A 25,731-nucleotide genomic window follows, 5' to 3' on the forward strand; every position below is an offset into this window, starting at 1 on the left:
GGCGCGGGCGGGGTGGGTGTGTCCGGGGGCGGGGGGGCGTGGTTTCGCGTGCGCCGTTTTCTTTTTTTGGGGGGGGCGCCCCCCCCCCCCCCGCCCCCCCGCCCCCCCCCCCCCCCCCCCCCCCCCCACCCCCTACTGGTCAACTTTACGCCGACGCTTACAAACGGCACATAACTAAAAAAATGGTCCGCTTCGGCGGACCATTCTTTGCGCGACAGCGAGTGCGCTCAGGTGTCAGATAGGCTGAATGTTGGCCGCCTGCTTGCCCTTCGGTCCTTGCTTGACCTCAAAGCTCACCTTTTGCCCCTCCTGAAGAGACTTGAAGCCCTCCGCCTTCACTTCCGAAAAATGAGCAAACAGGTCCTCTCCGCCATCGTCCGGCGTAATGAAGCCAAAGCCCTTTGCATCGTTAAACCACTTCACAGTACCGGTTGCCATATTTGTTTCCAAAAGTGAAGAAAGCCGCGACATATCGACGCCATCGGCCGCGTCGTAGATACGTTCGATGTCTTCGGACGACGGAGTGTCACGGTCCACTGCTACTAGAGTAGCCGCGATTGGGCGATGCTTGCCGAAAAAAATACACCGCCACGCGTAAACCGTATGCGAACTTGTAGCGGCGCACAATTGGCATCTTTCCCACTACCGGATGACCAAGTGGGACCGCTCATCGCAAACGATTCGCGGAACGTACCAGGTGATGATTTGTTAACAGGTACGCCCGGCTTCCCCTCAACGCTAGTGAAGCAAAGCAACCACGTTCCTCACGCCGGTTAGCAAGACGTTATTTGCAATCTTTTTACTTGTCGATGGGTTTGAGGTCCGCCTAGAATCTGTTGAATCTCAAAAAGAGGACTGATGCTTTGGATAATCGATGTCGTCGATTTTCGGACAGTTTCGCTGTCTGACCTGCAGGACATCGCGCTCTCTTCTTTCATCCGCCGCCTCGCCTGCAGGCAGACGGTGCGCGCCGTAGAACTTTCTCGCCGTGCACCCTTATTAGCGCCGTATTGACGCAGCGATAGCGCGTGTCCGCATGGCACCGCGTCGTGAACCGTCAACCCGCGGCTGCGTTCGTTCGCACCTTCTCGAATCACTGGCGTGGGCGGACGAGTGCCCCTCACTAAGACACGAGAAGCCTATGCATGCAGACAACGCCGCACTTGCAGCGGAATACCAGCAGTACCTTGGCGAGGCCGAGAAATGGTTCCGTCACGCGAAGGAAGAGACACACGCCGGGGTTGACGCGAAGAGCGCCCGTGGAGTCGCGACGGGATACAGCGGCGAGCCGTATGGCCCACTGGCAGTGTTCAACGAATGGGCCGACCGGCAGTTCGCGAAGCAACTCGGGCCGGGCCACTTTGACGCCGCGAATCTGACCGACCGTGCCGCGTTCGACGTCTGGCAGGCTGAAATGGTGCGGGATATACGCGCCCATTGGTCAAAGAAACGCGCGCCCGAAACGCACGGCAAGACCCATCAAATCGAATTCCCACCCCTGCCGTTTCTGCAAGCTTCGCGGCTGGCCGACAGTTTCATCAAGGCTTTGCGCGTCAAATGCAATAAGCGGCCGCATGTGCTCGAGGCGATTTTTGCAAATGGACACGTGGTGCTGAACGCGCCGACGTTGAGCGTGCTCCGCGACCTGTACACGAAACTTTCAGAGTACAACCTGCTGCAAAGCGAGGAAGAAGTCCAGCAAAGCTATCGCTCAATTCAACAGCGCGTGCGAGACTTCTGTGCGGAATATGGCGGCTCTCCACTGCTGTTCGATGTCTTCGCACGTAACAAGCGGCCGGACCTCGAAGGCAAGGACCTGGATTCCCGTTCTTCTCAAGGTGGGCGGTCGCGAGATCAGGCTCACCCCTTGACCTGTTGAAGAATGTCTTTTGTTTCGGCGAGGGTCCTATTCTGTGGTTTGTCGTTCGTGATTCCGTTTAGCCGCCTCTGGAACACTCGTCACTTCACCCCGATGGAGTTCGTGATGCCGTACTGCAGGTGCTGGGCCCTGGATGATTTGGTACCTGGCGGTATACGCTCGGACAGAAGAAACCAGCCACAACCAGAGGGCACGCAGTGACGCCGTTAAATAGAAGTGCAAAGAGTAGCCGGGCTACACACGAGCCTGTTACGCGGACAATGCTTTTGCGGTGCTATACCGCGATGGATGCCTTTCGCCTGGGTCACGGTTCGCGCGAGTTGTTCACTACGCTGGGTCGATATCTCTTTGTCGCCGGGGAGCTTTGCCGCCTCGGACACCAGTCAGACAAAATCGGGTACATAGCAGAGGCACAGACAGCGGTGGTGCAGTTGGATGCCACTGAAAAGCAGGACGGCGGATGGCTTCTAGACGATGTCGACTACACGCGGCTTCGCGTCGCATTCGCAATTCTGGACGAACAACTGTCCGTAGCGTCACTGGACGATATCGCGAAGGCAGAGACAAACATTGTTGAAGGCCTGCTCGGAGCCGAACGCAAACCGGCCGTCGACGAAGCGATGTGACGTCCAGACAGGAAACAGACGTTGCAGCTCCTGTCACCGTTCGCTGAACGGCACTGGCCGCGCCTTTCAACCATGTGTAACAAGACCGCGCCCGCCGTTTGGCGATAAATTCCTCAACGGCCTTCTTGCTCCAACCGATTGCCTCCTTGCGCGCGGTGCCGCACGCCCGGCTTCCCTTCAACGCTAGCGAAGCAAGTCAACCACGTTCCTCACGCCGGTTAGCAAGACGTTCTTTGCAATCTTTTTACTTGCCGATGGCTTTGAAGCCCGCCTAGAATCTATTGAATCTCAAAAAGAGGACTGATGCCTTGGACAATCGATGTCGCCGATTTTCGGGCAGTTTCGCTGTCTGACCTGCAGGACGCCGCGCTCTTTTCTTTCAGCCGCCGTCTTGCCAGCAGGCAGACGGTGCGCGCCGTGATGACTCTCTCCGTGCACCTCAATTAGCGCCATATGGCCGCAGCGATTGCATGCGTCCGCGTGGCGCAGCGTCGCGGGCATTAACTCGCGGCTGGGTTCGTTCGCGCCTTGTCGAATCCCGGCGCGAGCGAAGGCGTGAATATACACGCGCGTAGCAGACGTGCGTACCAAAACATCGAAAAGGAGCCGCCATGCCGGACAGTGACAGTTACCCCATATGCCGCCCACTTTTACCTTTGCCTGAGGGAAGCGAGTAGACCTTCGCGTCTGCTGGTTTTCCGGGAACCGCATTAAGCCAAACGCTCGGAGAAATATCATGAACTTCGGTCTCCTCGTGTCGCAACTGCCTCACGTCTCGGAATCGCGCGTCCGTTACGACGCCATGCTTGCCCTGCACGCTCCCGAACCGCATAGATTCGCCGCGTTCTGGCAGCGTCTCAAAACTCTTGTCTCATAGTTTTCAGCGCTGATTCGGCACACGCACGAATGTCATGTGCGATTTAGTGCAGCCAGCAGACAGCGAGTGCCGAATACATCTTGACGCCCGCGCCGTCATCGCAACGATGACGTGCATGCGGGTAATTGACATACAACGTGCAAAGCGACTGCGCCAAACAGGAGGTTGGCCATGAAGATTATTGAACGCAACTACGCGTCCGAAAGGATGCTGTGCCTGAGTGCGCATAAGCTGGCGACGCATTTGGTGCTATTTCAAGCGTCCGTCGACGCGACTGGAGTAACGCCGGACGTATTAGCCCTTCGGGAAGCCGGCTTGGCCCAACTGGTTGACTCTGGACAAGGCACAACCAGGTTCTCGATTACGGACGAAGGAAATGCCGCGTTGCGGATACTGGGCGCTGGATAATTCGGCGGCTGGAGCCGCAAGCCTGGTGCCTGTGGTCACTCCAGGAGCAAACGAATGCTACCGGCGGACAATATGGCGAAGCGAGCCACGGCACAGTGAGATTTGCTGACCACACTGTAGCTCTTACGTGCTATCGCCTGTCATCGGTATCGCTAACCCAACGTTGCCAGCAGCTTGATGAAGTTGCGCTTGACGCGATACATCTGGCGAACGGTCTCTAGCTCATCAACGAACTGTGCGTGCTGCTTCAGCTCTGCCCGCAACTTCCCTATGGTGCGCACGATGCCGAACGCTTCGTCATATCGGGCGTTTCGTGTTCCGCTTTCGGCCGCAATCGGCAGCAGTCGGTGATACAGCGCAATGGCGTCGTGCGGATGCGTCTTACCGCGCACGGCCGCCATCGTTGCCCAGATATTTATCGCCACGGGACCTCCGCAGAACGCTTCCCATGCGGTCTCGCTTTCGCACTCGGCAAGAAAAACTTTGACCAGTTCGGTGCGGCTTGGCGTTTGCCATTGGCTGGGCTTCGCTTTGGTCGGCGCCTCTTCAGTGCGGACAAGCGCCCACAGATGGTTGAGTGCGCGCTCGCGCGTTGTATCGTACCGACCGGTTGCCGTGGCGACATCCATTAGCGCCGTGAACGCTTCGGCAACGGGACGCGACTCGAAACGCTGCCAGGCCAATGCACCGGCTTTCTCAAAATCCTCCCGCCGCAAGTACTCCGTTATGCTGAAATCCAGTAGACGCACGTCAGTATTCTTCCCCGATTCCGTAAGACCGCGCTCCGCCCAGGCCAGCCCTTCGTCGTGACGCCCATACTTCGCGCAAAGCTCCGCGACCTGCAAAAAACGATACGGATTAGACAGGTCTTTCGAGCGGATGCGGATCAGTGCGTCGACGTCACCATCGAGCTCCGCGAGCGTCTCCATCGCGCGCTCCAGTCGCATCCGCAGCGGGTCGAACGACCTGCGCAGGTCGTTGGCCGGGGCGAGCTGGGGTAACTCGTCCCACCCACGCTCCACCAGTTCGCGGTAACGACGCAATCCGTCGTCGCCGAGTGGCTCGCCGTACGCCGGCAATACGTTGTAAAACGTATCCCACACACCCTCTGTCTGCAAGCGGAACAGCCGCTCCGCGAGCTTCGCTGCATCAGGCGCCGTCCGGCGGCATGCATCGAGATGCACGGACGCAAGTTCCATGATTGCCGGCATGACGTCACCGCCGGAGTCATCAATCTGTTCGAGACTCTTTTCCGCGCCGGAAATCGCCAGCTCCGCGAGTTCGACTACCTGCGCCGCATTCGGCCCTACGAGACGCTGGCGCAGCATATCTGCGAGCGACATCAGGCCGTCCCCGTACGCTCCGGCTTCCCGCCAGTCGAGCGGTCGCGAAATTCGCGCTGCCTGACGCACCGCAGTCTTCATGCTTGGGAGGTCATTGGCAGTCGCCGCGCGCGCGGCAAAGAGCAGCTTGTCGCGCAGAATCATGTCGCGCTCGGCAGCTTCGAGCAGCAGGTCGCGCGTGGCGTCTTCACCAAGTGTCGCGACGTACTCGCTAATCAGTTCTTCATGCGTTTTGCGCTTCTTGCGAGGCTTCGCCGGTTCGGCGTCGTCGGAATGGAACACCTCTTCGCCTGTGTTCTCGAGCCACGACAGTGCGACCGCTACCGCATGTTTACAGAAGATGCCGTCGGCGCCCACCGGGCAGTCACATTCGTACGTCAGTTCGCCGTCGGCGCCTGCGCCAAGTTCGACGCTGTACCGTTGCGTGCCGCGCACATTCCCGCGAAGCACACCGTCGTGCTCCTCAAGGCGCGACACCGCCCCGTTCTGGAAATAGGCTTTGCCCCGAGTAAAGGTCTTCAGGTCCACCAGCGACTGGACCTCAGCGAGGGTAATGACGTCTGTAAGGGAGGTTGAGCGAGGCATCAGTAAGTAGAAGCGATTCGAGCAATGCCGCAAATCACGGCTAGCGCAGACAATGATACGGGTCCGATGCAATGCTTGGTCGGACTGTCGACGAGTTCGTACATCACGCCCCTAGATTTTGTAGGGGGCGCGCACGCCGGGTTCATCCGCAGGTCGGCCGACACCGACATCGCCGTAGCAACGTATCGAAGGCCGATCTGGCGGCACAGCTGATCGTTACCGGGCGGAAGATCCGCGACCGTGCTCCACGGGCTGAGCGCGCGCGCCTTGGGCCAGCGATTTGTGCAGGCGCGCCGATGGGAATAGCAGGGGAGAAGGGAATGCCGAGCCGAGGGGCACAATGCCCGCGTGTTTGGCTGCATCAAGCACGAAGAAGACCAGGTCGCTGATATCGACGCGAGTCGATTCCGCAGGCGCGGCCGTGCTTTGTGATGCGGGAGGTTTCACTCCGGCGCCGGGCGTGACGAAGTAGCCGGTGCGCTCCTCGGCGCGAATTAGTCCCCATTCTTCGAGCCGATAGTAAGCGCGAAAGACTGTCGACTGGCTAACGCCCCATTGCGCGATGATCTGGCGCAGCGATGGCAGTCGGGAGCCGATTGGAATCTGGCCAGCCCGGATGCCATCAGCCAATGAGTTAGCGAGCGCCTCGTACCGTTTCATGATGGATTTCTTGGAATGTTTGTCCCATGTTAGGTCGCCGTCGCCGAACCTGATGCGATCTTCCGTCGCATACGACGATCCGGTCAACCTGTCAAAACGCTCTCAGTGGCAGTGCAATTCGGTTTGGTCCGATTTGCCCCGGAACACGCGATACCCGAGCACAGTGTAAGCCTAAATCACGGGCACGTTGATCGGCATAGGGGGCAGCACAGGCTGCCTTTCCACTACTTCGCGTCACACGCCTCGCCATTCCTTGACGGCTCCTGCATCGGCATCGTGTGCTCCATTCGTGCGCGCTCGAAAAGCTGCTCTGCGCCGCTTTGAACCCGCGACGAAATGCACGAAGCGCTCCAGCGTGAATGAATAAATAGGCGAAACAGGAGCCGGTCAAGTAACGTGCATGCACTCGACCTCAGAGCGCATGCCTTGGACGTGCATCGAAGGACTGTGATGGCCTACGTCGCGTGCCCTACTGCAGTCGAATGAGCACCCCTGACGCGCAGGCATAATCCCCCATGGATTCGACCAGCTCCCGCCGACTCTCAAAGCCGAAGCAGTATCCCGAGACGATCCCGCTAGCTGTCCGCGGAAACAGGCACACGACGTAGTGCGCGGGATCGGGAACAAAATCGCCGATGCCATTGCCTCCCTGCGGTACGCTGACCTGCCACAGGCCGTCAACTGGAACCCGGGCTGAAGAGGACATCTGTCCGTCAGGAGGGACATCCTTGTATTCAATCAGCTCGACAAGCATCGCTGCCCCTCCAGTTGAAAGATTCCCATGAACCGCACGCGCAGATAGCAGACTCGCGACCTATCTGGCGCGCACGGGGTCGTCGAAGCACTGTCGCTCACTCCTGTGGAAATGCGCGACGCAGCGCCGGCCGTACGTCGGCCATCGTGATCGTCGTCGTCCCTTCACGTAGTTTTCTGAGTGCCGCACTGTCAATCACGCGCTGAAGTGCCGCATCTGCGTCCGCTATCGAGGACCCCCGCAGACCGCCCACCAGATACTCCATTGTGTGGCGGGATATACCGAAAACCCCGGCGGCGAGCACCCGGATTCTGGTCCTCACATACGACGCAAGGATATGCTCATCCGGGACGTCAAAGTAGATCTGCTGCTCGAACCGCCCGCCTCGGATCGCGGCTTCGTCAAGCGCGTCCGGATGATTGGTCGCGGCGATGTACAGGATATCGCTGACGCGCCCATCCGCGCCGTCGATAGTGGCGAGAATCCTGTTCGTGACGGGGGCCACTCCAGACCCACGCCGGTCGCGCAGGACGTCGTCCGCTTCGTCGACGAAGAGGATCGTCGGTCGCAAATCCTTTGCATCCTTTATCAACCGGTCCCACGACGACGGGTTCGCCAGCAGCTCGGCGCCCGTGGTCTTCAGGAACGCGCAGCCACTTGCGGCGGCGAGTGACATGGCGGCTTGAGTCTTCCCGGTGCCGGGTATTCCATAGAACAGTACGCCGCGTGGCAGGCGCGCGCCAAGCTTCTCCAGTTCGAATACGTGCTTCAGCCTGAAGGAGAGGTCACGCAGTTCGTCCCGGGAAGCCTCGGGCATGATGATGTCGTCGATACGTTTCACGTGTTCGGGAAGGCGCCCTTTGCTTCCCTGCAATCTGCGCATTGCCTGCATGGCGACGTCGAAGGTCACATCATTGCGGCCGAAGAGCCCCTCTCCCCGCATGTCGGCGAGCTCTGGACCAATGGATGCGATCCGCGCGGCGCTAAAACCCTCCCAACGTTCAGCGAGCGCGTCGAGCACTGCGGGTGGCAATCCGACGCGATCCACTGTCGTCACAACCGACCGGTTAAGGATGGCTTTGCGCGCCTCAAGGTCCGGCGGCGGCACGGTGATCTTGAAATCGAAGCGCCCTTCACGCCTTGCCGCAGTATCAAGCCACTCCATCTGGTTGCAGGCGGCTACCACCACGATACGGCTGCCTCGCAAACGCACCAGCTCGGTCAGCATCACGTTGGTCAGATCACGGTCCATGTGATGGCTGCTATCACCTCGGGGTTTCAAAAATGCATCAATCTCGTCAATGAAGAACACTGCCTCACCAAGCGTAGCGGCTCTGGCGAACGCCGCCTTGATCTTGGCCGGCGTCTCGTTAATCCACTTGGACGCGACATCCTGATAGCTCAGCGAAAAGAAGCGGACGTTCAGCTCCCCTGCCAGAGCCTGCGCAAACATGGTTTTCCCGTTACCGGGCTCGCCGGACAGCAGAATTCCGTTGCGTCGAGCGCCTCCATTCTCGATGATTTGCCGCCCTGCGCGCAGTAGCCTCGCCTTCGTATCCGCCATCCCGACGATATCGCTGAAGCGCATTGCCGGCACCGAAATCAGGTCGTCGAACTCGTAGACGGGTTCTGTTTGAGGGTGCGCATTTGTTTCCGAGCCGGTCGCGCTGGACCGCGGAGGAGAAATCTGAACTTCTTTGCGATCGGGACGTACGACCTCGGCAAAGATAGTCAGCGCCAACCCAGCGAGGGCTGCGATCGAAAGACCGTCTAATGGGAACAGCGCGCGACACACGGCCACTCCAATCATTGCGATCGCGATCCACCGCGTCACCGCGTATCTACGCAGCAGAAAACAGAGCAGAGAAGTGACCAACAGCGTATTACCGAGCATCCACAGCCGTTGGGATCGGATCAATGGTGCGTCTGTATGCAAGCTTGCAAGAAGCGCATGCGCCCAGCCGTATAGCATCAGCGCGAGAGCGAACACGGAAATAACCTTCATTGAATGGTGCAGAAGACGTTTCATAGCGGAGTCTCTGAAGTCAGGTTCGGGTGGGCGGAGCGGCTTAACGCAACCACGGCTGCAACAGGTCTTCGATTCCGTCGTATACGTTCTGATGGGCGATTGGGATCCACTCGTCCCGGATGATGAACATGAGCATCAACACCTCAAACGCGAACGCTGACATGCCTAGCTTCAAAAGCTCCATGAAAGCGTATACGGCCCCTCCGAGAACGTGCTCAGCAGCCAACTGCAATTCACCGATTGCCCACACAGACGCGAACCATGGGACCACCAAAAAAGCGAACGGAACAACGTTGGTCAGGAAAATTGTCGCTTTGATGAACCAGCGGATCGCTTGCGGACTATTCGTACAGGCGAGGTCATCAAGAACTTGCGTTAGGGGCGTATGGATCCGTCGCATGGTGTGCTCCAGTTGAGTGAGGAAGGTGGTCCGCGAAAAGCGAAGCGAACACACGAACCCAGTTTCACGGCGAGCACGGCAGATGCAAATCGATCGCAGATGATGAGGGTTAGCCCAATGCAATTGCCAAGGCTTGCGGCGGGCCATTTAGATCAGTTTCGATCCGAAGGCCAGTTGGGCGATGGCGAACCGAGAGAGATCGGGATATCCGTGCCAAGGCGAGCCAACCTCTGCCTGAATGGGCTCGACCAGGTATCGGTGCCGGCAGGGGAGAGCAAACGAAGGGGACGCCATCATCCCAGTGATACAGAATGCAACCAGGATATGGGAACAACGGCACACCCACGTCGCTTGACGACGCGGGTGCGAACGAGACGAGCTACTTGATTTTGCGACGACACCACTGAACTACTGCGGTTAGCGGAGACAGGTATTCCCTGAGCAAATCCTGACATTCCTGCCAGAAAATGCGCCAGATTTTACGGGGTGTTCCCATAGACCCTCCGTGGGGTAGGTAACTGCATCATTTGCGGTCACAAGTTGCAAACAGAACAGGGCGAACGTTGCAACGGCCGAATATTGAGGCAACGCACGTCTACGCCTCTCCAGTCATCAAATCGCTTGTTAACCCCACCCCAAAAAACAACGCCATGTGCAGGCAATCACAGGTAGGAACAGCCGGTCATCAAATCGGCTTAGACACTTCATAAAAACTCCCTTTCAGTTGGACGTGATGTGCGCAGCGGAACAATCATGTGCATCCCGACGGCAGATCAAGTGTCAAACGGAAACGGACGAACGCAAATCTGTGGCTGTATATGTGACCGGCCATTAGCCACAGGAAGCGATGGTCGACCGTCCAGACGGCTTCCATGCAGCGTGCCGGAAAGCGAGCCGATCGATGAATCGTTTCCGCTCTCCGCGACGAATCCATACGGCCAGTCAAAGCTGATTGCTGAGCAGGTGCTGCGTGATCTTGAGGTTTCGGATCCGACGTGGCGGATCGCGACGCTGTGTTATTTCAATCCGGTGGGCGCGCATGAAAGCGGGTTGATTGGAGAAGATCCGGCTGGCGTGCCCAATAACCTGATGCCGTTTGTCGCGCAGGTTGCAGGGTTGCAGTTGGCAAGCTGGAGAAGCTGCGCGTCTTCGGCGGTGATTACGACACGCCCGATGGCGCCGGCGTGCGCGATTACATTCATGTGGTCGATCTTGCGCGTGGGCATCTTGCGGCGCTGGATGCGCTGGTTAAGCACGATGCGAGCTTCGTTGTGAATCTCGGTACGGGTCAGGGATACAGCGTGCTCGACGTGGTGCGCTCGTTTGAGAAGGCGTCGGGGAAGCCTGTGCCCTATGAGATCGTCGCGCGCCGGCCTGGCGACATTGCGCAGTGTTTTGCTGACCCGGCCGCGGCCGACAGGCTGCTGGGATGGCGCGCGCAGTTTGGCATCGAGTAGATGTGCGCTGACCACTGGCGCTGGCAGTCGATGAATCCTCGCGGATTTGCGTGACGGATCGGCGCGTCCGCGTCCTGATCCGTTCGCCTGATCCAGTCCCGGCGGGCGCACTCGCCCGCCGGTTCCTGCTGCGCAAGGCTTCAAGACCGCACAACTATCGTCTTTGCGCTGCGCGCTGAACATCTCGACAATCACAAACGGTGACAGGGCTTCCTCCCCTTCCCTGATCTTACCTGCCAGAGGTGTTGCGCTTATGCCGGTCACGTGACACGTGGCGAACATCGGTACCACTCGCAACGTAGACGACAAACTCAGCGATGTTGGTAGCATGGTCGCCGATACGCTCGATGGCCTTCGCTATGAACAGGTAGTCAAGTCCAATCGAGATTGTTCGAGGGTCTTCCGTCATGTACGTTATAAGCTTACGCACGAAAGCTCGAAACTCATTGTCGATGGCTTCGTCATCTCTGACAATTTCTGCTGCTGCAACCGTATCCATCCGCGCGAACGCATCCAGTGCTCTGCGCAGAATGTGTGAGGCCATTTCGCCGGACGCCTTGATTTCGGTGATGTCGACAGTCCACGCCGCGCTATCCACGGCAAGACGGCGTGTTCGCTTTGCAATTTTCCGGGCCTCGTCTCCCGCACGCTCGAGGTTGGTGATGCACTTGGAGGCGCCCATCAGGAGACGCAGGTCACGAGCCGTCGGCTGTCGACGGGCAATAACATTGCTCACTTCCTCGTCGATTTCTATTTCCATCGCATTGAGCCGGCGTTCGTCCTCGATAACCTGTTCGACAAGTGCCAGATCGAAGGTGTTCAGTGCCTCCATCGCGCGAGCAATCTGAGACTCCACCAGTCCGCCCATTTCGAGCAGCCTCGTTGAAAGCAGCTTGAGGTCCGAATCAAACCCGCTGGAAAGATGCATGTCCGACATTTTCGTTCCTTGGCGGAAGTGGCCAGTGACGTATTCCGCAACGGGTTGATGCGATTTCTGACGGCACCCACTGCGTCATTGCCCACAGCGTTCCCGTACAAATCGCTGAACCCAGTGAAGCAGGCGGCGTCGACTGGAAGCATCGACAATGGATGCCTGTTCCATTGCGCGTGCCGCCACTCAGTCTGTGCCACTTCCGCGAAGGTGCAACGGTTGTGTGGTCTTGTCAGACCATCGGTCCGCGCAAGCAACCGCCGGCGCGCCTGTCCCACGCGATGGATAGCCGCGTTGCCTACTTCGTCGGCCGTCCCGTTTTGACCGTTTCGACGGCCGAGACTGCAGCAAGAAGTCGTTTGGGTGCAGCGGATTCCAGCATCAGCAGCCCTGCACGCAATAGCTCGCTCTTCTTCACGGCAACGCCTGCGTCCAGGCACTTCTGTTTCAGTGCTGCGATTTTCTCGTAGTCAGACGTCGGCATCGTGAAGCTGTCACGCACAACCTTTTCCTTCTTCGCGCGCTTCGGCTTCGTTTCCGCAGGCGGACTTACCGCTACCTCGGGGGCTACCGCGCGCTTGCGCTTTGCAACAGTTTCCGATGCCGGTTTCACACCTTTAGCTTCCGTCTCAAGTGAATTTTTCTCACTTGCCTGCTTGTCGTCGGCTTTCGCATGACCGTTTGCATGCTTGGGGAAGTGAAAGGCCTTCTTCGTCGGTTTCCTGATACCCGGTTCGCTCACGATCATCTCCTGATTGACAAACGATATAAACAGTATATATCGTTTCTGAACACTTGCTGGACTGCATTGGCGATGCCACCCTCCGGGTACGGTCATTAAGTTATCCACAGAATCTGTTCGCATGGCTGTGGACAATTTCACGAGCAAGCGGTGCAAGTGACTGAAACGACTGGATTTGTGCGTTGCATGCCGGATGTGTGCAATGAGTTGTTCACCACTGTCGCGCACCGGGCTGTGAAGTAAGCACCCCTTGGTCAGGAAAACGACAGAATCTGTGCTGACAAAAGCGAAGACAACTGACTCGCCTCGACGATAGGTCGATTCAATTTGCATGCACATTCGCAACATCGTTTAATCGATTTCCCGCACGGCGCCCATCCCCCTCTCTTCAAACACCAGGAGTGCATCATGGCCCAGCTCAATGCCGAGGATGTCGTCAACGCTATCGCCGCTGACACCAACACCCCTGCAGAGACCGTATCGAAAATGTACGCGGAGACATGGGCCGAATATAGCGACGGCGCGCGAATCCTGGACTACCTGACCGTCCTCGTTGCCAAACGTGTTCGGGAAAACCTGCGCAGCGCTCAGCAAAACATGCACTAGACGACAGCGACACGGTTCGTTGAAAAACAGCAGGAGACCGCTGTCCGGATCAGTCGCCGGGGACCTGCCGGGATACCGGCATTCCCCGGGTTTGCCCGTCGTTGACGCAGACAGATCGGTTCGCTACTTTCGGTGTAGTCCTACCTACGTACCCAGAGAGCAGTGATTGATGGCCGACAGCTCTGAAGCAACCAGAGAAATTGAAATCGAATTGAATGGCTCGCGCTATCGCGGCCGCTATCGCGTCATGAGCGGTTCTGTCATCGTTTATTACGAAAATGAAATCAAGTTTGCAGAATACGGAGTGACAGAGCCGGCTGTGGTCGCAAAGTGGTTGTTGACGGACCTGACGCGCCGCATCGAAATGAAGAAGCGAAAATCTGCCGATAGCTAACCGACGTCACCGACTGCGCTGCGCGGCACGTTAGCAACTACCATTGAGCGCGCAAAATCTCCTGCGCCTTGCCCATGTGATACCCCTTCTGGTCGTGCAGATAGCCAATGGCTTCCTCAACAAGGCAGGGCTCGCCTAGCTGAAACATGTACTCCCGCAGCAACGCTTCGCTCGTGACAAGGTCGTTCAGCCTCCCAAGTTCGTCCTGGACTGATGTCAGGCGCTCGATCACCGCCCGGTGTCCGCCATCCAGCACGGGCGAAAAGAACTCAAGCAGATATCGCAGCTTCTTCCCCCCGATTCGCACTTCGTGAAGCGCGGCATAGTCCGAGCCGCTCTGCGACGCTGCCCGCTTCACCCGTTTTTTCAGGGCCTTCTCAGCCACGCTCACCCGGTCCTCGGCAAATTCAACGAGAACGAGCCCCCTGGCGCGCGACTCGAGCTGGGTCCGTGCACCGGTGCACGCCTGCTCCAGTACCCGCTCGACACCGGCGTTTCCAATCGTGCGGCGACTGAACGACAGCGCGTCGGCGCGACGTTCGTCGATAAGCTCGATGAGCGGTTTGATGGAATGTTTCGTAGACGGGTCGGCATCGAGCAAGTCCTTCAGGACATCCCAGTCGCGCGTCTTGCCGGCGGCGTTTGCCAGGGACTTGAATTCGCCACACCGGAACCTGGCATCCTTCCTGTCCAGTAGCGGCCCGTAGGCCCACCATAGCGAACGCAACCGGCGAAACGCAACGCGGAGCTTGTGCAGAACTTCGGGGTCTGCTTTCGATTCCAGTTTGCGAACTCGTCGCACCGCGTCCTCTGCGGTCGACGTCGCCAGCAGCGAAAAAGCGTCAGCGACAGTACTCCCGAACGTCGGCAGGACGGCGTCGCCACTCTGGGAGTGCGCATCCGGGTTGGGTATTTCGGCCCCTGCGGCGAGCAGAAAATGAGAACTCATTTCAGGGAGCTCCTTGTGACCGCAAGGTGGACAATGAGGGGATGAGGTTGTTAAGTGCTCGCAGACAAGGCGAATTCGCGCGCGGGTTGGGCGTAGTGCTCGCCCACTCGATTGAATCCTACAACGCTGGAGCTTCAGCGCCAATGGGATGTGTGACGCCGGCTGGGTCGCCTCGACGCACGCCGCGTTCGGGGTGCGCTATCGTTTCCACACGTAACCGGGTTTCATCGGGCGGCGCTTTCAACAAGGTTGGTGAGGTCGCTTGATTTGTAAGGTTCGCCCTCTTCCTGCGACCAGGTCCTCCTTCGCGCAAATTGTCATCAAGGCACGGAGAATCGGCGTTGATATGCCGGTGCGTGCCTTGATCGTCGAACTCCTGTATGGGTCGAAGCGCTAGCCGCGCCCACTCGCCAGCTCGCTCATTTCATCGGCGGCGCTGATGCGAAACACGGAAACCGCGCCTTGCAACCTGAGCGCCTGGTCCTCCAGCGCCCGGGATGCAGCAGCAGCCTGTTCAACTAGCGCTGCGTTCTGCTGTGTGGCTTCGTCCATGTGGGTAACGGCACGAGAAACCTGGTCGATCCCCGTGCTTTGCTCGACGGAAGCAGCGGCGATCTCGCCCATCATGTCGGTGACGCGTCGCACCGCACCGATGATCTCGTTCATCGTCTGGCCCGCCTCATCAATCAGTCTCGAGCCGCTTTGCACGTGCTGAACCGAGTCGTCAATCAAGGCCCTGACTTCCTTCGCCGCCGATGAAGAGCGTTGCGCCAGGCCGCGCACTTCGCTTGCAACCACAGCGAATCCGCGTCCCTGCTCGCCCGCACGCGCCGCTTCCACAGCAGCGTTCAGCGCGAGGATATTGGTCTGAAACGCGATGCTTTCGATAATATCGATAATGTCGGCAATCTTCGTCGAGCTTTGATTGATCTTGCCCATTGTGTCGACGACGCGGGTCATCATTTCGTTACCGACGTTCGCGATATCGGATGCCTTTGATGCCAGTCCGCTCGCTTGACGGGCGTTGTCGGCATTCTGCCTGACGGTGCCGGTCAGCTCTTCCATGCTTGCCGCGGTTTCCTCAAGCGATGCCGCCTGCTCCTCGGTCCGACGCGACAGGTCGATATTGCCCGCGGCGATCCGGCCTGTCGCTGAAGCGATCGACTCGCTGCTGGCGCGCACCGTGTTCACCGTCTCGATGAGGCCGCGTTGCATCTCTGCGAGTCCATCCAGCAAACGGCCCATCTCGTCGCGCGACGACGCGACTACCGGCCTGCGCAGGTCGCCTTCAGTGATGTCCCTGAAATGATCAAGCGCCTTGTTGAGTGGGCGTCCGATAGCACGGTCCAATGCGAACCATGCGTAGCACGCGGCCGCGAGCCCCAGCGCGATTGCCACAAGGCTGACGATGCGGGATGTCCTGAACGTTTTCTGTGCGGCTTCGTATCTTTCTTTCGCCGCGTCGTATTCGAATTTTTTCAGCGCATCGCCGCTGGCGACCATCTTCGCCGCGACTGCGGAAACAGCCGCTTCCTTCTTGCCGATCTCGGCATAGTCGCTACTCCGGACTGCTGTTTCGAGTGCATCGAGGGCGCGTCGCATGTCGTCGCGCCCGGAGGCAACCGCTTGCGCGAGACGGTCCTCTGCCGCATCACGCGGCCCTTCAAGATACTTTTTCCACCACGCGCCGGACTGCTCGCCCATGCTGTGCGAGAGATCGAGTAAAGATGCAACCTGCGGCGTGCCTACGACGAGCGCAGCACGATCAAGCGCCGTTCGCGAGCGCGACGAATAGAGTTCCGCGTTGGCAAGGGCTATCGTGTCGGGTAACTGAACGGTGTAGGTCTGGCTGTTTGCCGTGTTCGCCTGACTCATACCCGCTTGACCAAGCGCACCCACAATCAACAGGAGTGCGCTGAGAAACGCCATGGTCATGCCAAGGCGTGCCCTAATCGTGAAGTTCATGTCCAGAAGTGCCTATGCGTGAGGCGACGACTGTTGAGTGCTCCGGCTTCCGAAAGGCACACCGCGCAGTGACGCCGTGAAAAAGCCCGGTTAGTGGAGAATCTTCGCGAGAAAATCTTTCGCGCGATCCGACTTCGGATTCGCGAAGAATTCTTCCTTGCGGTCGTCTTCGACGATCAGGCCACGGTCCATGAAGATCACGCGGTGCGCGACCTTCTTCGCAAAGCCCATTTCGTGCGTGACGCACATCATCGTCATGCCTTCCTGCGCGAGTTCGACCATCACGTCGAGCACTTCGTTGATCATCTCCGGATCGAGCGCCGAAGTGGGCTCGTCGAACAGCATCGCGATCGGATCCATCGACAGCGCGCGCGCAATCGCCACACGCTGCTGCTGCCCGCCGGAAAGCTGCCCCGGATATTTGTCCGCATGTGCGCGCAGGCCGACGCGATCCAGCAGCTTCAGGCCCTTCGCATTCGCTTCGTCTTTCGAGCGGCCGAGCACCTTGATCTGCGCGAGCGTCAGGTTTTCCGTGATCGACAGATGCGGGAAGAGTTCGAAGTGCTGGAACACCATGCCGACCTTGGCACGCAGCTTCGACAGGTTCGTCTTCTTGTCGCCGAGCGACTGGCCGTTGATCGTGATCTCACCCTGCTGGAACGGTTCGAGGCCGTTCACCGTCTTGATGAGCGTCGACTTGCCCGAACCCGACGGGCCGCACACCACGACCACTTCGCCCTTTTTCACTTCCGTCGTGCAACCGGTCAAGACCTGAAACTGGCCGTACCACTTCGAAACATTGCTAATGGAGATCATTTTGAAACCTGTCAACGTTAAGTCAATACCACCGCTGCCCTGCTGAATCAGCGTTGCACACGCGTCTGATACCTGATTTCGAGCACACGCGCGTAGCGGGTCAACGGAAAGCACATCGCGAAGTACAGCAGCGCGACCATCCCGTAGATCGGAAAGGGGCGAAACGCTGTGTTGGTAATCATCGACCCGGTCTTCGTCAGTTCGACAAACCCGATAATCGACGTCAACGAAGTGCTTTTGACGACTTGCACGAGGAACCCGACTGTCGGCGCTACGGCGATCCGGAGCGCCTGAGGCCAGATGATGTAGCGCAACTGCTGGCCATATGTCATGCCGAGACTGGCCGCGGCGCCCCACTGGCCTCGCGGCACCGCGTCGACGCAACCACGCCAGATATCGACGAGATAGGCACTGGTGTAGAGCGTCAGCGTGACCGCTGCGGCGACCCACGGAGAAACATCGACACCAAGCAGCGGCAAGCCGAAGAAACCCAGGAACAGTTGCAGCACCAGTGGCGTGCCCTGGAACAGTTCGACATACCCTGTGACCACATACTGAAGTGCACGGTTTTTCGACACGCGCATCGCCAGCAGGATCGCGCCGACCACGCCTCCGCCTGCAAATGCGATCAAGGACAGCAACACAGTCCAGCGCGCCGCAATCACCAGATTGCGCGCGATGTCCCAGAGAGTGAAATCGCTCATCGCTTCCGCCCAGCAAAGAGACCCGCGCCAAACTGGTTCAGCATGCGTCGCAACACGATCGCCAGGCCCAGATAGATCGCCGTGATCACGAGATAAATTTCGAACGACCGGAAATTGCGCGACTGGATGAAGTTGGCCGCGTACGTCAGATCCTGCACGGAGATTTGCGACACGACGGCGGATCCCAGCATCACGATCATGACCTGTCCGAGCAGTGCGGGAAACACGTTCGCAAGCGCCTGCGGCAGCACGACGTGCCGAAACACCTGCCGGCCCTGCAGACCCAGCGCGACTGCCGCCTGGACCTGTCCACGGGGAATCGAATCGATCCCCGCGCGAACGATCTCAGTGGCGTACGCGCCGAGGTTGACGGTCATCGCGAGCACCGCCGCCTCCATTTCGCCGATATGGATACCGAGACCCGGAAGTCCGAAAAACACGAAGAAAAGCTGCACGAGGAATGGCGTGTTGCGGATCAACTCGACATAGGCCCCCACCAGTGCGCGCGCCCAACGCGGACCCGCCGCGCCGACAGCGGCGCCGGCTACGCCGAGCGCCCCTCCGAGCGCCGTCGACACCGCCGTGAGTCCGAGCGTGATCGTCACACCACGCACAAGCAATCCCGTGTAAGTGTGCAGATCGCTAAAATTGAATGCGTAACTCATCGTGCACTCACAGATTCGCCGGCAACGGTGTCTTCAGCCACTTCTGCGAGATTGCATTCAGCGTGCCGTCCTTCTTTGCCTGCGCAATCGTCTCGTCGACCTTTTGCATCAGTCGCGTTTCGCTCTTGTTCAGGCCGACGTGGTCGGGTGAACTGAACAGTTCAAACTTCTGTTCGGGTTCAATCGCCGGATGGCGGGCAATAATCGTCGCGCCGACGTCGTTGCCCACTACCATCAACTGGGCCTGTCCGGAGAGGAACGCCGCGATCGCCCCGTTGGGATCGTCGAAGCGCTTGATGGTGGCGCTCGCGGGGGCCACCTTCGAGATGCTTAGGTCTTCGAGCGTGCCGCGCGCTACCGAGATCGTCTTGCCGGCGAGATCCGCCGGGCCTTTGACCGACACGTTTTTCGGACCGAACACCGCCAGGTAGTACGGCGCGTACGGCTGCGAGAAATCGATCACTTTCGCGCGTTCCGGTGTCTGACCGACGCTCAGCAGCATGTCCGCCTTGTGGTCGGCGAGGTACGCCATGCGGTTGTCGCCCGTGACCTGGACGAGTTCCACCTTCGCGTTCAGCGCCTTGCCGATCAGACTGGCCATGTCGATGTCATAGCCGACCGGCTTCATATCGGAACCGATCGAACCAAACGGCGGATAGTCTTCAAAGACGCCGACGCGCACGACACCTGACTTCGCGATCGAGTCGAGTGCATCTGCATGCGCGGCCGGAGCCAGCGCGCCTAGCGTAACGCCGCAGGCAATCGACAGCGTCAGGACAGTGTTGCCGAGAAGGCGATTCGCAAAGCGCGAGCGAGATAAAGCATTCATGATGTGCTCCTCCAAAACTGTTTTATGTTGAATTCAATCTGCACGACGCGCGGCAACGGATTTCCCGCGCGACCGTACTTTCCAGACCGACTGGCTAGGAGGCCTGACGAAGCGTCAGAACCTGCTTGATTTCCTGGAAGGCGGCAAGGCCAAACGGGCCCAGTTCGCGCCCGATGCTGCTGCGCTTGTAGCCGCCCCACGAGGTTTGCGGATAGATCAGCTGCGGCGTGTTGATCCACACCACACCGGCCTCCAGCGCGCGAGCGACCCGCTCGCCGCGCGCCTCGTCGGCGGTGACGACGGTCGCGACGAGCCCATACTCGCTGTCGTTTGCCATGTCGACGCATTCTTCTTCGGTGTCGAACACCCGCACGCACAGGACAGGGCCGAATATCTCGTCACGCCACAGCGCGCTCGTCGGCGGTACATCGGCAAAAATCGTCGGCGCGATGAAAAAACCCTGCTCCGGCGCGCCGGCTGGCCGGCCGCCGCCGGTGACGAGTCGCGCGCCGTCGGCAATACCCTGTTCGATATGGCCGCGCACCCGTTCGAACTGGGCGCGGTTCACGAGCGGCCCCATGCGCACACCGGGCGCAAACGGGTCGCCAACGACGATTCGCTCCGCGCGCTCGACAAGCTTCGCCAGCAACGTGGGCGCGAGTTCGCGCGCGACGAGCACCCGGCTCGTCGCGGAGCACATCTGTCCGCCGTTGAAGAATCCGCCCGCCTCGACCAGTTCGACCGCGAGATCGACGTCCGCATCGTCGAACACCATGATCGACGACTTGCCCCCGAGTTCGAGGCTCACGCCCTTCAATGTGTCGGCGGCCGTTTTCATCACGGTCTGGCCGACGCCTGTGCTACCGGTAAACGACACTTTTGCGACGCCAGGATGCGCGACAAGTGGAGCGCCCACGTCTGCGCCGGTGCCCGTCACCGCGTTGAAAACGCCTGCCGGCAAGCCGACCGATGCGATGATCGAGGCCAGTTCGAGTTCCGGCAGCGGCGTGATTTCGGAAGGCTTGAGCACAACAGTGCAGCCGGCCGCGAGCGCCGGAGCGAGCTTCCACGCCGTCGTCACCATCGGGAAATTCCACGGGACGATCAGCGCGGCCACGCCGCACGGCTCGCGGCGAATCCGCGCGCGATGCTCGGTGCTGGGAATGCTGACCTCTTCGCTCGCCGCGTCGTCCAGCCGTCCGGCCAGTTGGGCGTAATAGCGGAACGTCCCGATCACATCGTCGACGTCCATGTGCGCTTCTTCTTGCGGCTTGCCGTTATTCAGCGACTGGAGCATTGCGAGACGCTCGCGTCGCGCCTCGACTTCCGCAGCAATCGCGTGCAGGTAGCGTGCGCGTTCGGCGCCGGTCGTCTGCCTCCACGTGCGAAACGCCCGGATCGCCGCGGCCACCGCCAGTTCGACATCGTGCGCGGTACCCGCGGCCACGTCGGCCAGGTGGGCCCCGGTCGCCGGGTTGACCACCGCGATCCGCCGACCCAGTGCGCCGTCGATCCAGCGGCCGTCGATGTAGTGCTGTGTAAGAAACTGCGTGTCGTTTCGCGCGTTCATGCCGCTCCTCCCGAAACGTGGTCGAACCACTTCTGTTCGTCGATTTCGATCAGCGTGGGCACGCGGCGTGCCGCCGCCTGCTTCAGTTCGCTCGCAAGCGCGGCCTGTGTGTCGGCCGTTACGGCGCAGCAGCCAAAGCCGCGCGCGATTGCGATGAAGTCCGGCGTGTAGATGTCGACGCCGATCGGCTCGATGTCGCGTTCGACCATGTACTTCCTGATCTCCGCGTAGCCGTGGTTGTTCCACAGCAGAACGATCACCGGCACGGCGGCTTCGACGGCGCTCGCCAGTTCGGGCAGCGTGAACTGCAGTCCGCCGTCGCCTGTCAGGCAGATCACGGGCCGGTTCCCGACTGCAAGCTGAGCGCCGATCGCGGCCGGCAAGCCGTAGCCCAGCGTGCCGTAACCCGTCGACGAGTTGAACCACGACCTCGGAGCGGCCGCCTCGAAGACGAAATTGCCGGCGTAGACGGGGCGCGTCGAATCGCCAACGATGACTGCATCGGGGAGCGTGTCCGATACCGTATCGAAGAGCGCTGCCAGCGAGCGGGTCGGCGCATCGTAACCGGCATCGACCTCGGCACGCACCGCGCTCACACGCGGCGCGCCCCAGCGGGCATCGCGCGACGGCAGCGGACGCGTTGCCAGGCGGGCGTCGAGCGCCGCGAGCGCGAGTTTCGCGTCGGCCGCGATCGCCACATCGGGCGCGAAGTTGCGCATCGACTGCTGGGCGTCGATATCGATCCGGACCAGCTTGCCATCGATGGCGAACCCGCCATCGAACACCACGTCGTAATCGGTCTCGCCCAGCTCGGTGCCGACTGCGAGCACGACGTCGGCCTCACGCACCAGCGCGCGCGGCGCGGGGAGCGACTGGGTCGAGCCGATCGAAAGCGCGTGACCGCGCGGCAACAGGCCCTTTGCGTTGATCGTCAGCGCTACCGGTGCCTGCAGGCGTTCGGCCAGTGCACGCAATTCGGCGGCGGCTTCGATCGCCCCGCCACCGGCCAGGATCAGCGGGCGCTTCGCGCCTGCTAGCAGGTCGGCGGCCGCATCGAGCGCAGCGGGCGCACCAGCTGGCTTCGCGGGAAATACTGCCGCGCCGCGTGGCGTTGCCCGGGCAGGAGCGACGATCACGTCGAGCGGAATTTCGATGTGAACCGGCCGCGGCCGGTCGCTCGCGAAGACCGCAAACGCGCGCGCCAGCACCTGCGGCAGTTCGTCCGCATTGAGCAGCGTGTGCGAGAACGCGGTGAGCCCTGCGAAGACGCTGTGCTGCGACGGCAGTTCGTGCAGGCGGCCAGCGCCACTACCGAGCTGGTGTGTGGCGTTGACACTGGAAATCACCAGCATCGGGATCGAATCGGCGTAAGCCTGCGCCATCGCGGTCGCGATGTTCGTCATGCCCGGCCCCGTGATGATGAAGCACACGCCGGGCTTGCCGGTCACGCGGGCATAGCCATCGGCCATGAAACCCGCGCCCTGCTCGTGGCGCGGTGTGACGTGGCGCAGCGTCGAGGCCGCCAGGCCGCGATACAGCTCGACGGTATGAACGCCTGGAATGCCGAACACGAGTTCGACGCCGTGGTGTTCAAGCAGCCCCACGAGCGCCTCACCGCAGGTCTGCCCGGTAACCGGCCGAGGCTGCAGGTGTCCGCCCGGCTGGCCGAAGATCGATGTGGTTTCAGGAAAGTTCATGAGACGTCTTCGAATTGATCAGTTGCCGGTGCATGCATGTCTCCGGATGTGTGTTTGTTGGCCTATTCTTGTTCCGCGGCGTGCACACGGCAATCGAGTAATTTGCATGCTCGCTATGTTCTGGGCTCATGGCCTCAATCAGGAGTGCCTTTCACTCCGATGATCTGGGCGCGCAAATCGGCGCACATGATACGAATCGAGTCGGGAAGTCCGACCGGCCATCATGAGTTTTTCAAATGCTGGAAGGTATCGACGATGCGCCGCCTGGCGCCGCTGAACGCGTATTCACGCGACGCGCGAAGGAGCTCGCGCCGACGAAGGAAGGCGAACAGTTTTTGCCGGCAGTGAAAGAGCGCTTCTCGCGGATCGAGGAGGTTTCGCTGCGGCTAACCCGGCAGCGCACCGACCGCGCGCTGAAGATATCCACCCAGCACATCGGGCAGGAAGAGGCGTTTCGGACGCAACGCGCCGGTCAACGTTTCATTTTCAGGTACAAACGACTCAACCGCGGTCGCGAATGCACCCACAGCCGGGAGGCCAGCCAGCCGGGCGGCCGGTCGCGCACTTCGAGGCGGAAGACTGACCGTTCGACGGCCGTGCTGCCCGCGAGCGCATTTCCGCGCTGGTTCGGACCCATCTCGCAGGTATAGAAATACCGAAAGCCCGCCTCAAGGGCGACCTGGCGGTAATCGTCATCGAAATAGCCCTGCGGCCAGCAGAGATGATCGGACGCGCCGCCAAGCCGGTCGAAGGCGAGACGGGAATCGATCAGATCCTGCCGGAGCAACGCACGCCTGCGCGCGCGATCAGGTTCGACGTGGTCCCAGCGCACATGCCGATGCGTGTGACTGTGAAATTCAAACGTATTCGCGCGCCGCATGGCATCGATTTCGGACCATCGAACGATCACACGGTCGGGCTCCCCGTTTTCGATGGCCGACTCCCCGTCCTTATGGCTGAGCAGCGTAGGCAACGCCTCGCGCGCGCCCGCATGGGGGCGCGGTGCACCCTCGCCCGGCCACGCGGTCACAAGGAAGCACAACGCGGTAAAGCCGTGGCGCTCCAGCACCGGGTGCGCGTGCACCCAGTTGTCGAGGTAGCCGTCGTCGAACGTGATGACAATGGAATTGCGCGGCAGCGGTGTGCCAGCAAGGTACGCGGCGAACTCAGCGGAGCCGGCGGTCCGATATCCCGCTTTCGCCAGGTACGCCATCTGCGCAGCGAAATTCGTGGGCGATACCGTGATCATGCCCGGCGACGTGCTGATGTGGTGGTACATCAGGACGGGCACCGTCCTCGCGTACTGCGTCATCCGGGTTTCCGCCGTTCGCGCAAGCCGCGCCGATAATATTCGACGGTCTCGCACGCCATTGCGTCGACCGTAAAGCTGAAGTCGGTCAGTAGCCGGCCGGCGCGGCCAAGCCGGGCACGCAGCCGCGGATCGTCAACCAGCTGCAGGATGGCCGTTCGCAGCGCGTCGATATCATGCGGCGGCACGAGCAGACCATTTACACCGTGGGTAATGAGTTCCGGCACGCCGTCCACGTCGCTGCCGATTACCGCCAGGCCGCTCGCCATCGCTTCAATATACGACTGGCCGAGCGCTTCCTGATGCGTCGGCAGCACGAACAGGTCGCAGCCACGCAGCACATTGGGAATATCGGAGCGAAAACCGAGTAGATGAATGCGATCTGCGAGCTGGAGCCGGTCGACAATCTCCTTGACCTTATCGAAACAAGGGCCGTCTCCCGCCATGACGATGTGCAGCCCAGGCCGCCCGGCGAGCAAGGGTCGAACTGCCGCGATCAGATCCTCGTGGCCCTTCTTGTCGCGCATGATTGCGACCATGCCAATGACCGTAGAATCCGCATTGATACCCAGTTCGGCGCGCAAGGTGGAATGCGACAGCGGCTCGTGCCTGGCTATACCGTCATAGATGGTCTCGACCCGCCTTCTTGATACGCCTGCGGAGACCAGGTAGTCGCGCACATGCCGGCTGACCGCGATCACGCGATGGGGAATCCATGTGTAGGTGGCGAGGGAGTTGATTGGCAACGCCAGGTGCCGTGTGCGAACGACAAGAGGCGTGCCCGCGAGGCGCCCGGCGAACCCTGCAATAATGCTGTCGTGACCGCTGTGCGTGTTCAGTACATCGAACCTTTTGCGACACAGCAAATCCCTGATTGTCATCAGCGACCGCGCGTCTGCGCCGCCTCTCATGGGCGCATGATGAACGGCGAAGCCCTCTCCCCGTGCCCGTACACCGAGCTGCGCATCCTGCGGGCACACCACCTCCACGGAATGGTTCATCCCTCTTAGCGCAATCATCTCCTTCAGAGTACGGTGTTCTTGCCCTCCCCAGCCGCTGGATGATTCGCTATGCAAAATCTTCAGTGCTTTCATTGCCCTTCCCCAACAACCTGAAATTTGCATCGTGCGTAATATACCGTAACAAAGTAGCGGGCGTGAGTGCGTTTTGCCGGTATTGACAGATAATTTTCCGCGTTGGTCAGGCGTTCGCTGAGCATGAACGGCTGCGGCCAGGCCGTCTCTTCAAGCGGGCTTCCGTGATTTCCCCAGGTTAGCCTTAAGCTTTCCTTAAGATCCGCGAAGCCCACCCTCCCTCGAACGCGTTCATTTTCCGCAGACAACCTTAAGCGACGCTGATGGCCGGCAGGCGCGATGACGGGTTGCGTTATCTGGCGGCAAGCGCGCAACAGCCGCTTTTGGGTGGGCGCGAGGCAGCGTCCCCGATCTTCCGGAACTGCTATTCTTTGTCTCGCGACCCACACAGGGCCGTACGTACGTGACACCTCAAGCCCCAGCGCCTGGCGTCAGGCGAGAC

Annotated in this window: 24 protein-coding genes and 3 pseudogenes; 8 read left to right on the forward strand and 19 right to left on the reverse strand. The window is 60.2% G+C overall.

The features are described from left to right. Positions 1 to 234 precede the first annotated feature (234 nt). Positions 235 to 438, reverse strand: a complete 204-nt coding sequence (locus P3T21_RS34900; RefSeq protein WP_007581066.1) for a cold-shock protein — start codon at positions 436 to 438, stop codon at positions 235 to 237. A gap of 598 nt (positions 439 to 1,036) precedes the next feature. On the opposite strand from P3T21_RS34900, the gene P3T21_RS34905 reads away from it, so the two are divergent. The 4 genes from P3T21_RS34905 to P3T21_RS34920 all read left to right on the forward strand — a co-directional run bounded on the left by P3T21_RS34905 (position 1,037) and on the right by P3T21_RS34920 (position 3,790). Beyond that, a complete protein-coding gene (locus tag P3T21_RS34905) occupies positions 1,037 to 1,879 on the forward strand; it encodes a hypothetical protein (RefSeq protein ID WP_429260449.1) in 843 nt (280 codons plus the stop codon). Between the two features lie 284 nt (positions 1,880 to 2,163). After that, the gene (locus P3T21_RS34910; protein ID WP_429260450.1) at positions 2,164 to 2,505 is read left to right on the forward strand and encodes a hypothetical protein; all 342 of its coding nucleotides are present in this window, start codon (positions 2,164 to 2,166) and stop codon (positions 2,503 to 2,505) included. A gap of 736 nt (positions 2,506 to 3,241) precedes the next feature. Further along, the gene (locus P3T21_RS34915) at positions 3,242 to 3,382 is read left to right on the forward strand and encodes a hypothetical protein (RefSeq protein WP_429260451.1); all 141 of its coding nucleotides are present in this window, start codon (positions 3,242 to 3,244) and stop codon (positions 3,380 to 3,382) included. A 171-nt stretch (positions 3,383 to 3,553) separates the two neighbouring features. After that, positions 3,554 to 3,790 carry a hypothetical protein gene (locus tag P3T21_RS34920; RefSeq protein WP_429260452.1) on the forward strand — a complete coding sequence of 79 codons (237 nt, stop codon included), beginning with the start codon at positions 3,554 to 3,556 and terminating at the stop codon, positions 3,788 to 3,790. 152 nt (positions 3,791 to 3,942) lie between these two features. On the opposite strand, the gene P3T21_RS34925 is transcribed toward P3T21_RS34920, so the two are convergent. From P3T21_RS34925 to P3T21_RS34945, 5 genes and pseudogenes are all read right to left on the reverse strand, one after another. Beyond that, on the reverse strand, positions 3,943 to 5,718 hold the full coding sequence (locus P3T21_RS34925) for an SWIM zinc finger family protein (protein ID WP_429260453.1): 1,776 nt from the start codon (positions 5,716 to 5,718) through the stop codon (positions 3,943 to 3,945). A 152-nt stretch (positions 5,719 to 5,870) separates the two neighbouring features. Next, positions 5,871 to 6,378, reverse strand: a pseudogene (locus P3T21_RS34930) (GntR family transcriptional regulator); the annotation flags it as partial. Between the two features lie 469 nt (positions 6,379 to 6,847). Then, on the reverse strand, positions 6,848 to 7,132 hold the full coding sequence (locus tag P3T21_RS34935; RefSeq protein WP_429260454.1) for a hypothetical protein: 285 nt from the start codon (positions 7,130 to 7,132) through the stop codon (positions 6,848 to 6,850). A gap of 97 nt (positions 7,133 to 7,229) precedes the next feature. Further along, positions 7,230 to 9,161: an AAA family ATPase gene (locus P3T21_RS34940; protein WP_429260455.1), complete on the reverse strand. Its 1,932-nt coding sequence runs from the start codon at positions 9,159 to 9,161 to the stop codon at positions 7,230 to 7,232. 40 nt (positions 9,162 to 9,201) lie between these two features. After that, the gene (locus P3T21_RS34945) at positions 9,202 to 9,561 is read right to left on the reverse strand and encodes a hypothetical protein (RefSeq protein WP_429260456.1); all 360 of its coding nucleotides are present in this window, start codon (positions 9,559 to 9,561) and stop codon (positions 9,202 to 9,204) included. An 879-nt stretch (positions 9,562 to 10,440) separates the two neighbouring features. Here P3T21_RS34945 and P3T21_RS34950 point away from each other — a divergent pair. Beyond that, positions 10,441 to 11,018: pseudogene (locus P3T21_RS34950) on the forward strand (GDP-mannose 4,6-dehydratase); the annotation flags it as partial. A gap of 229 nt (positions 11,019 to 11,247) precedes the next feature. Here P3T21_RS34950 and phoU read toward each other — a convergent pair. From phoU to P3T21_RS34965, 3 genes are read right to left on the reverse strand one after another with little or no spacing between them, the layout of a single operon-like run. Continuing rightward, the gene (gene phoU / locus P3T21_RS34955) at positions 11,248 to 11,955 is read right to left on the reverse strand and encodes a phosphate signaling complex protein PhoU (protein ID WP_429260457.1); all 708 of its coding nucleotides are present in this window, start codon (positions 11,953 to 11,955) and stop codon (positions 11,248 to 11,250) included. Then, positions 11,838 to 12,227, reverse strand: coding sequence for a diguanylate cyclase domain-containing protein (locus P3T21_RS34960; RefSeq protein WP_429260458.1), 390 nt, complete (start codon positions 12,225 to 12,227; stop codon positions 11,838 to 11,840). The genes phoU and P3T21_RS34960 overlap by 118 nt, the downstream gene beginning before the upstream one ends. Before the next feature lie 20 nt (positions 12,228 to 12,247). After that, positions 12,248 to 12,691, reverse strand: a complete 444-nt coding sequence (locus tag P3T21_RS34965) for a hypothetical protein (RefSeq protein ID WP_429260480.1) — start codon at positions 12,689 to 12,691, stop codon at positions 12,248 to 12,250. 408 nt (positions 12,692 to 13,099) lie between these two features. On the opposite strand from P3T21_RS34965, the gene P3T21_RS34970 reads away from it, so the two are divergent. After that, positions 13,100 to 13,297 (forward strand): DUF3562 domain-containing protein, encoded by a 198-nt coding sequence (locus P3T21_RS34970; RefSeq protein WP_429260459.1) that lies wholly within the window; start codon positions 13,100 to 13,102, stop codon positions 13,295 to 13,297. Positions 13,298 to 13,466: 169 nt separating this feature from the next. Beyond that, complete coding sequence (locus tag P3T21_RS34975; protein ID WP_429260460.1) at positions 13,467 to 13,691, forward strand: hypothetical protein; 225 nt, start codon at positions 13,467 to 13,469, stop codon at positions 13,689 to 13,691. 37 nt (positions 13,692 to 13,728) lie between these two features. Here P3T21_RS34975 and P3T21_RS34980 read toward each other — a convergent pair whose 3' ends face one another. The 8 genes from P3T21_RS34980 to P3T21_RS35015 form a co-directional block, all read right to left on the reverse strand. After that, positions 13,729 to 14,640, reverse strand: coding sequence for a CHAD domain-containing protein (locus tag P3T21_RS34980; protein WP_429260461.1), 912 nt, complete (start codon positions 14,638 to 14,640; stop codon positions 13,729 to 13,731). A 393-nt stretch (positions 14,641 to 15,033) separates the two neighbouring features. Then, positions 15,034 to 16,605 carry a methyl-accepting chemotaxis protein gene (locus P3T21_RS34985; protein ID WP_429260462.1) on the reverse strand — a complete coding sequence of 524 codons (1,572 nt, stop codon included), beginning with the start codon at positions 16,603 to 16,605 and terminating at the stop codon, positions 15,034 to 15,036. 90 nt (positions 16,606 to 16,695) lie between these two features. After that, the gene (locus tag P3T21_RS34990) at positions 16,696 to 17,421 is read right to left on the reverse strand and encodes an amino acid ABC transporter ATP-binding protein (RefSeq protein ID WP_429260463.1); all 726 of its coding nucleotides are present in this window, start codon (positions 17,419 to 17,421) and stop codon (positions 16,696 to 16,698) included. A gap of 47 nt (positions 17,422 to 17,468) precedes the next feature. Beyond that, positions 17,469 to 18,125: an amino acid ABC transporter permease gene (locus P3T21_RS34995; protein WP_429260464.1), complete on the reverse strand. Its 657-nt coding sequence runs from the start codon at positions 18,123 to 18,125 to the stop codon at positions 17,469 to 17,471. After that, on the reverse strand, positions 18,122 to 18,790 hold the full coding sequence (locus P3T21_RS35000; RefSeq protein WP_429260465.1) for an amino acid ABC transporter permease: 669 nt from the start codon (positions 18,788 to 18,790) through the stop codon (positions 18,122 to 18,124). The genes P3T21_RS34995 and P3T21_RS35000 overlap by 4 nt, the downstream gene beginning before the upstream one ends. Positions 18,791 to 18,797: 7 nt before the next feature. Then, a complete protein-coding gene (locus P3T21_RS35005) occupies positions 18,798 to 19,619 on the reverse strand; it encodes a transporter substrate-binding domain-containing protein (protein WP_429260466.1) in 822 nt (273 codons plus the stop codon). Positions 19,620 to 19,713: 94 nt separating this feature from the next. Then, positions 19,714 to 21,189 (reverse strand): aldehyde dehydrogenase family protein, encoded by a 1,476-nt coding sequence (locus tag P3T21_RS35010; RefSeq protein ID WP_429260467.1) that lies wholly within the window; start codon positions 21,187 to 21,189, stop codon positions 19,714 to 19,716. Next, the gene (locus tag P3T21_RS35015; protein WP_429260468.1) at positions 21,186 to 22,886 is read right to left on the reverse strand and encodes a 5-guanidino-2-oxopentanoate decarboxylase; all 1,701 of its coding nucleotides are present in this window, start codon (positions 22,884 to 22,886) and stop codon (positions 21,186 to 21,188) included. The genes P3T21_RS35010 and P3T21_RS35015 overlap by 4 nt, the downstream gene beginning before the upstream one ends. A 281-nt stretch (positions 22,887 to 23,167) precedes the next feature. On the opposite strand from P3T21_RS35015, the pseudogene P3T21_RS35020 reads away from it, so the two are divergent. Further along, positions 23,168 to 23,314: pseudogene (locus P3T21_RS35020) on the forward strand (LysR family transcriptional regulator); the annotation flags it as partial. Between the two features lie 44 nt (positions 23,315 to 23,358). Here the strand turns inward: P3T21_RS35020 and P3T21_RS35025 are convergent. Further along, entirely contained in the window at positions 23,359 to 24,198 is an 840-nt protein-coding gene (locus P3T21_RS35025; protein ID WP_429260469.1) for a polysaccharide deacetylase family protein, read from the reverse strand. After that, positions 24,195 to 25,289, reverse strand: coding sequence for a glycosyltransferase family 4 protein (locus P3T21_RS35030; protein ID WP_429260470.1), 1,095 nt, complete (start codon positions 25,287 to 25,289; stop codon positions 24,195 to 24,197). The genes P3T21_RS35025 and P3T21_RS35030 overlap by 4 nt, the downstream gene beginning before the upstream one ends. Positions 25,290 to 25,731: the final 442 nt, after the last annotated feature.

Origin of the sequence: Paraburkholderia sp. GAS334, assembly GCF_050436625.1 — a bacterium.
In the GTDB taxonomy this organism is placed as follows: domain Bacteria; phylum Pseudomonadota; class Gammaproteobacteria; order Burkholderiales; family Burkholderiaceae; genus Paraburkholderia.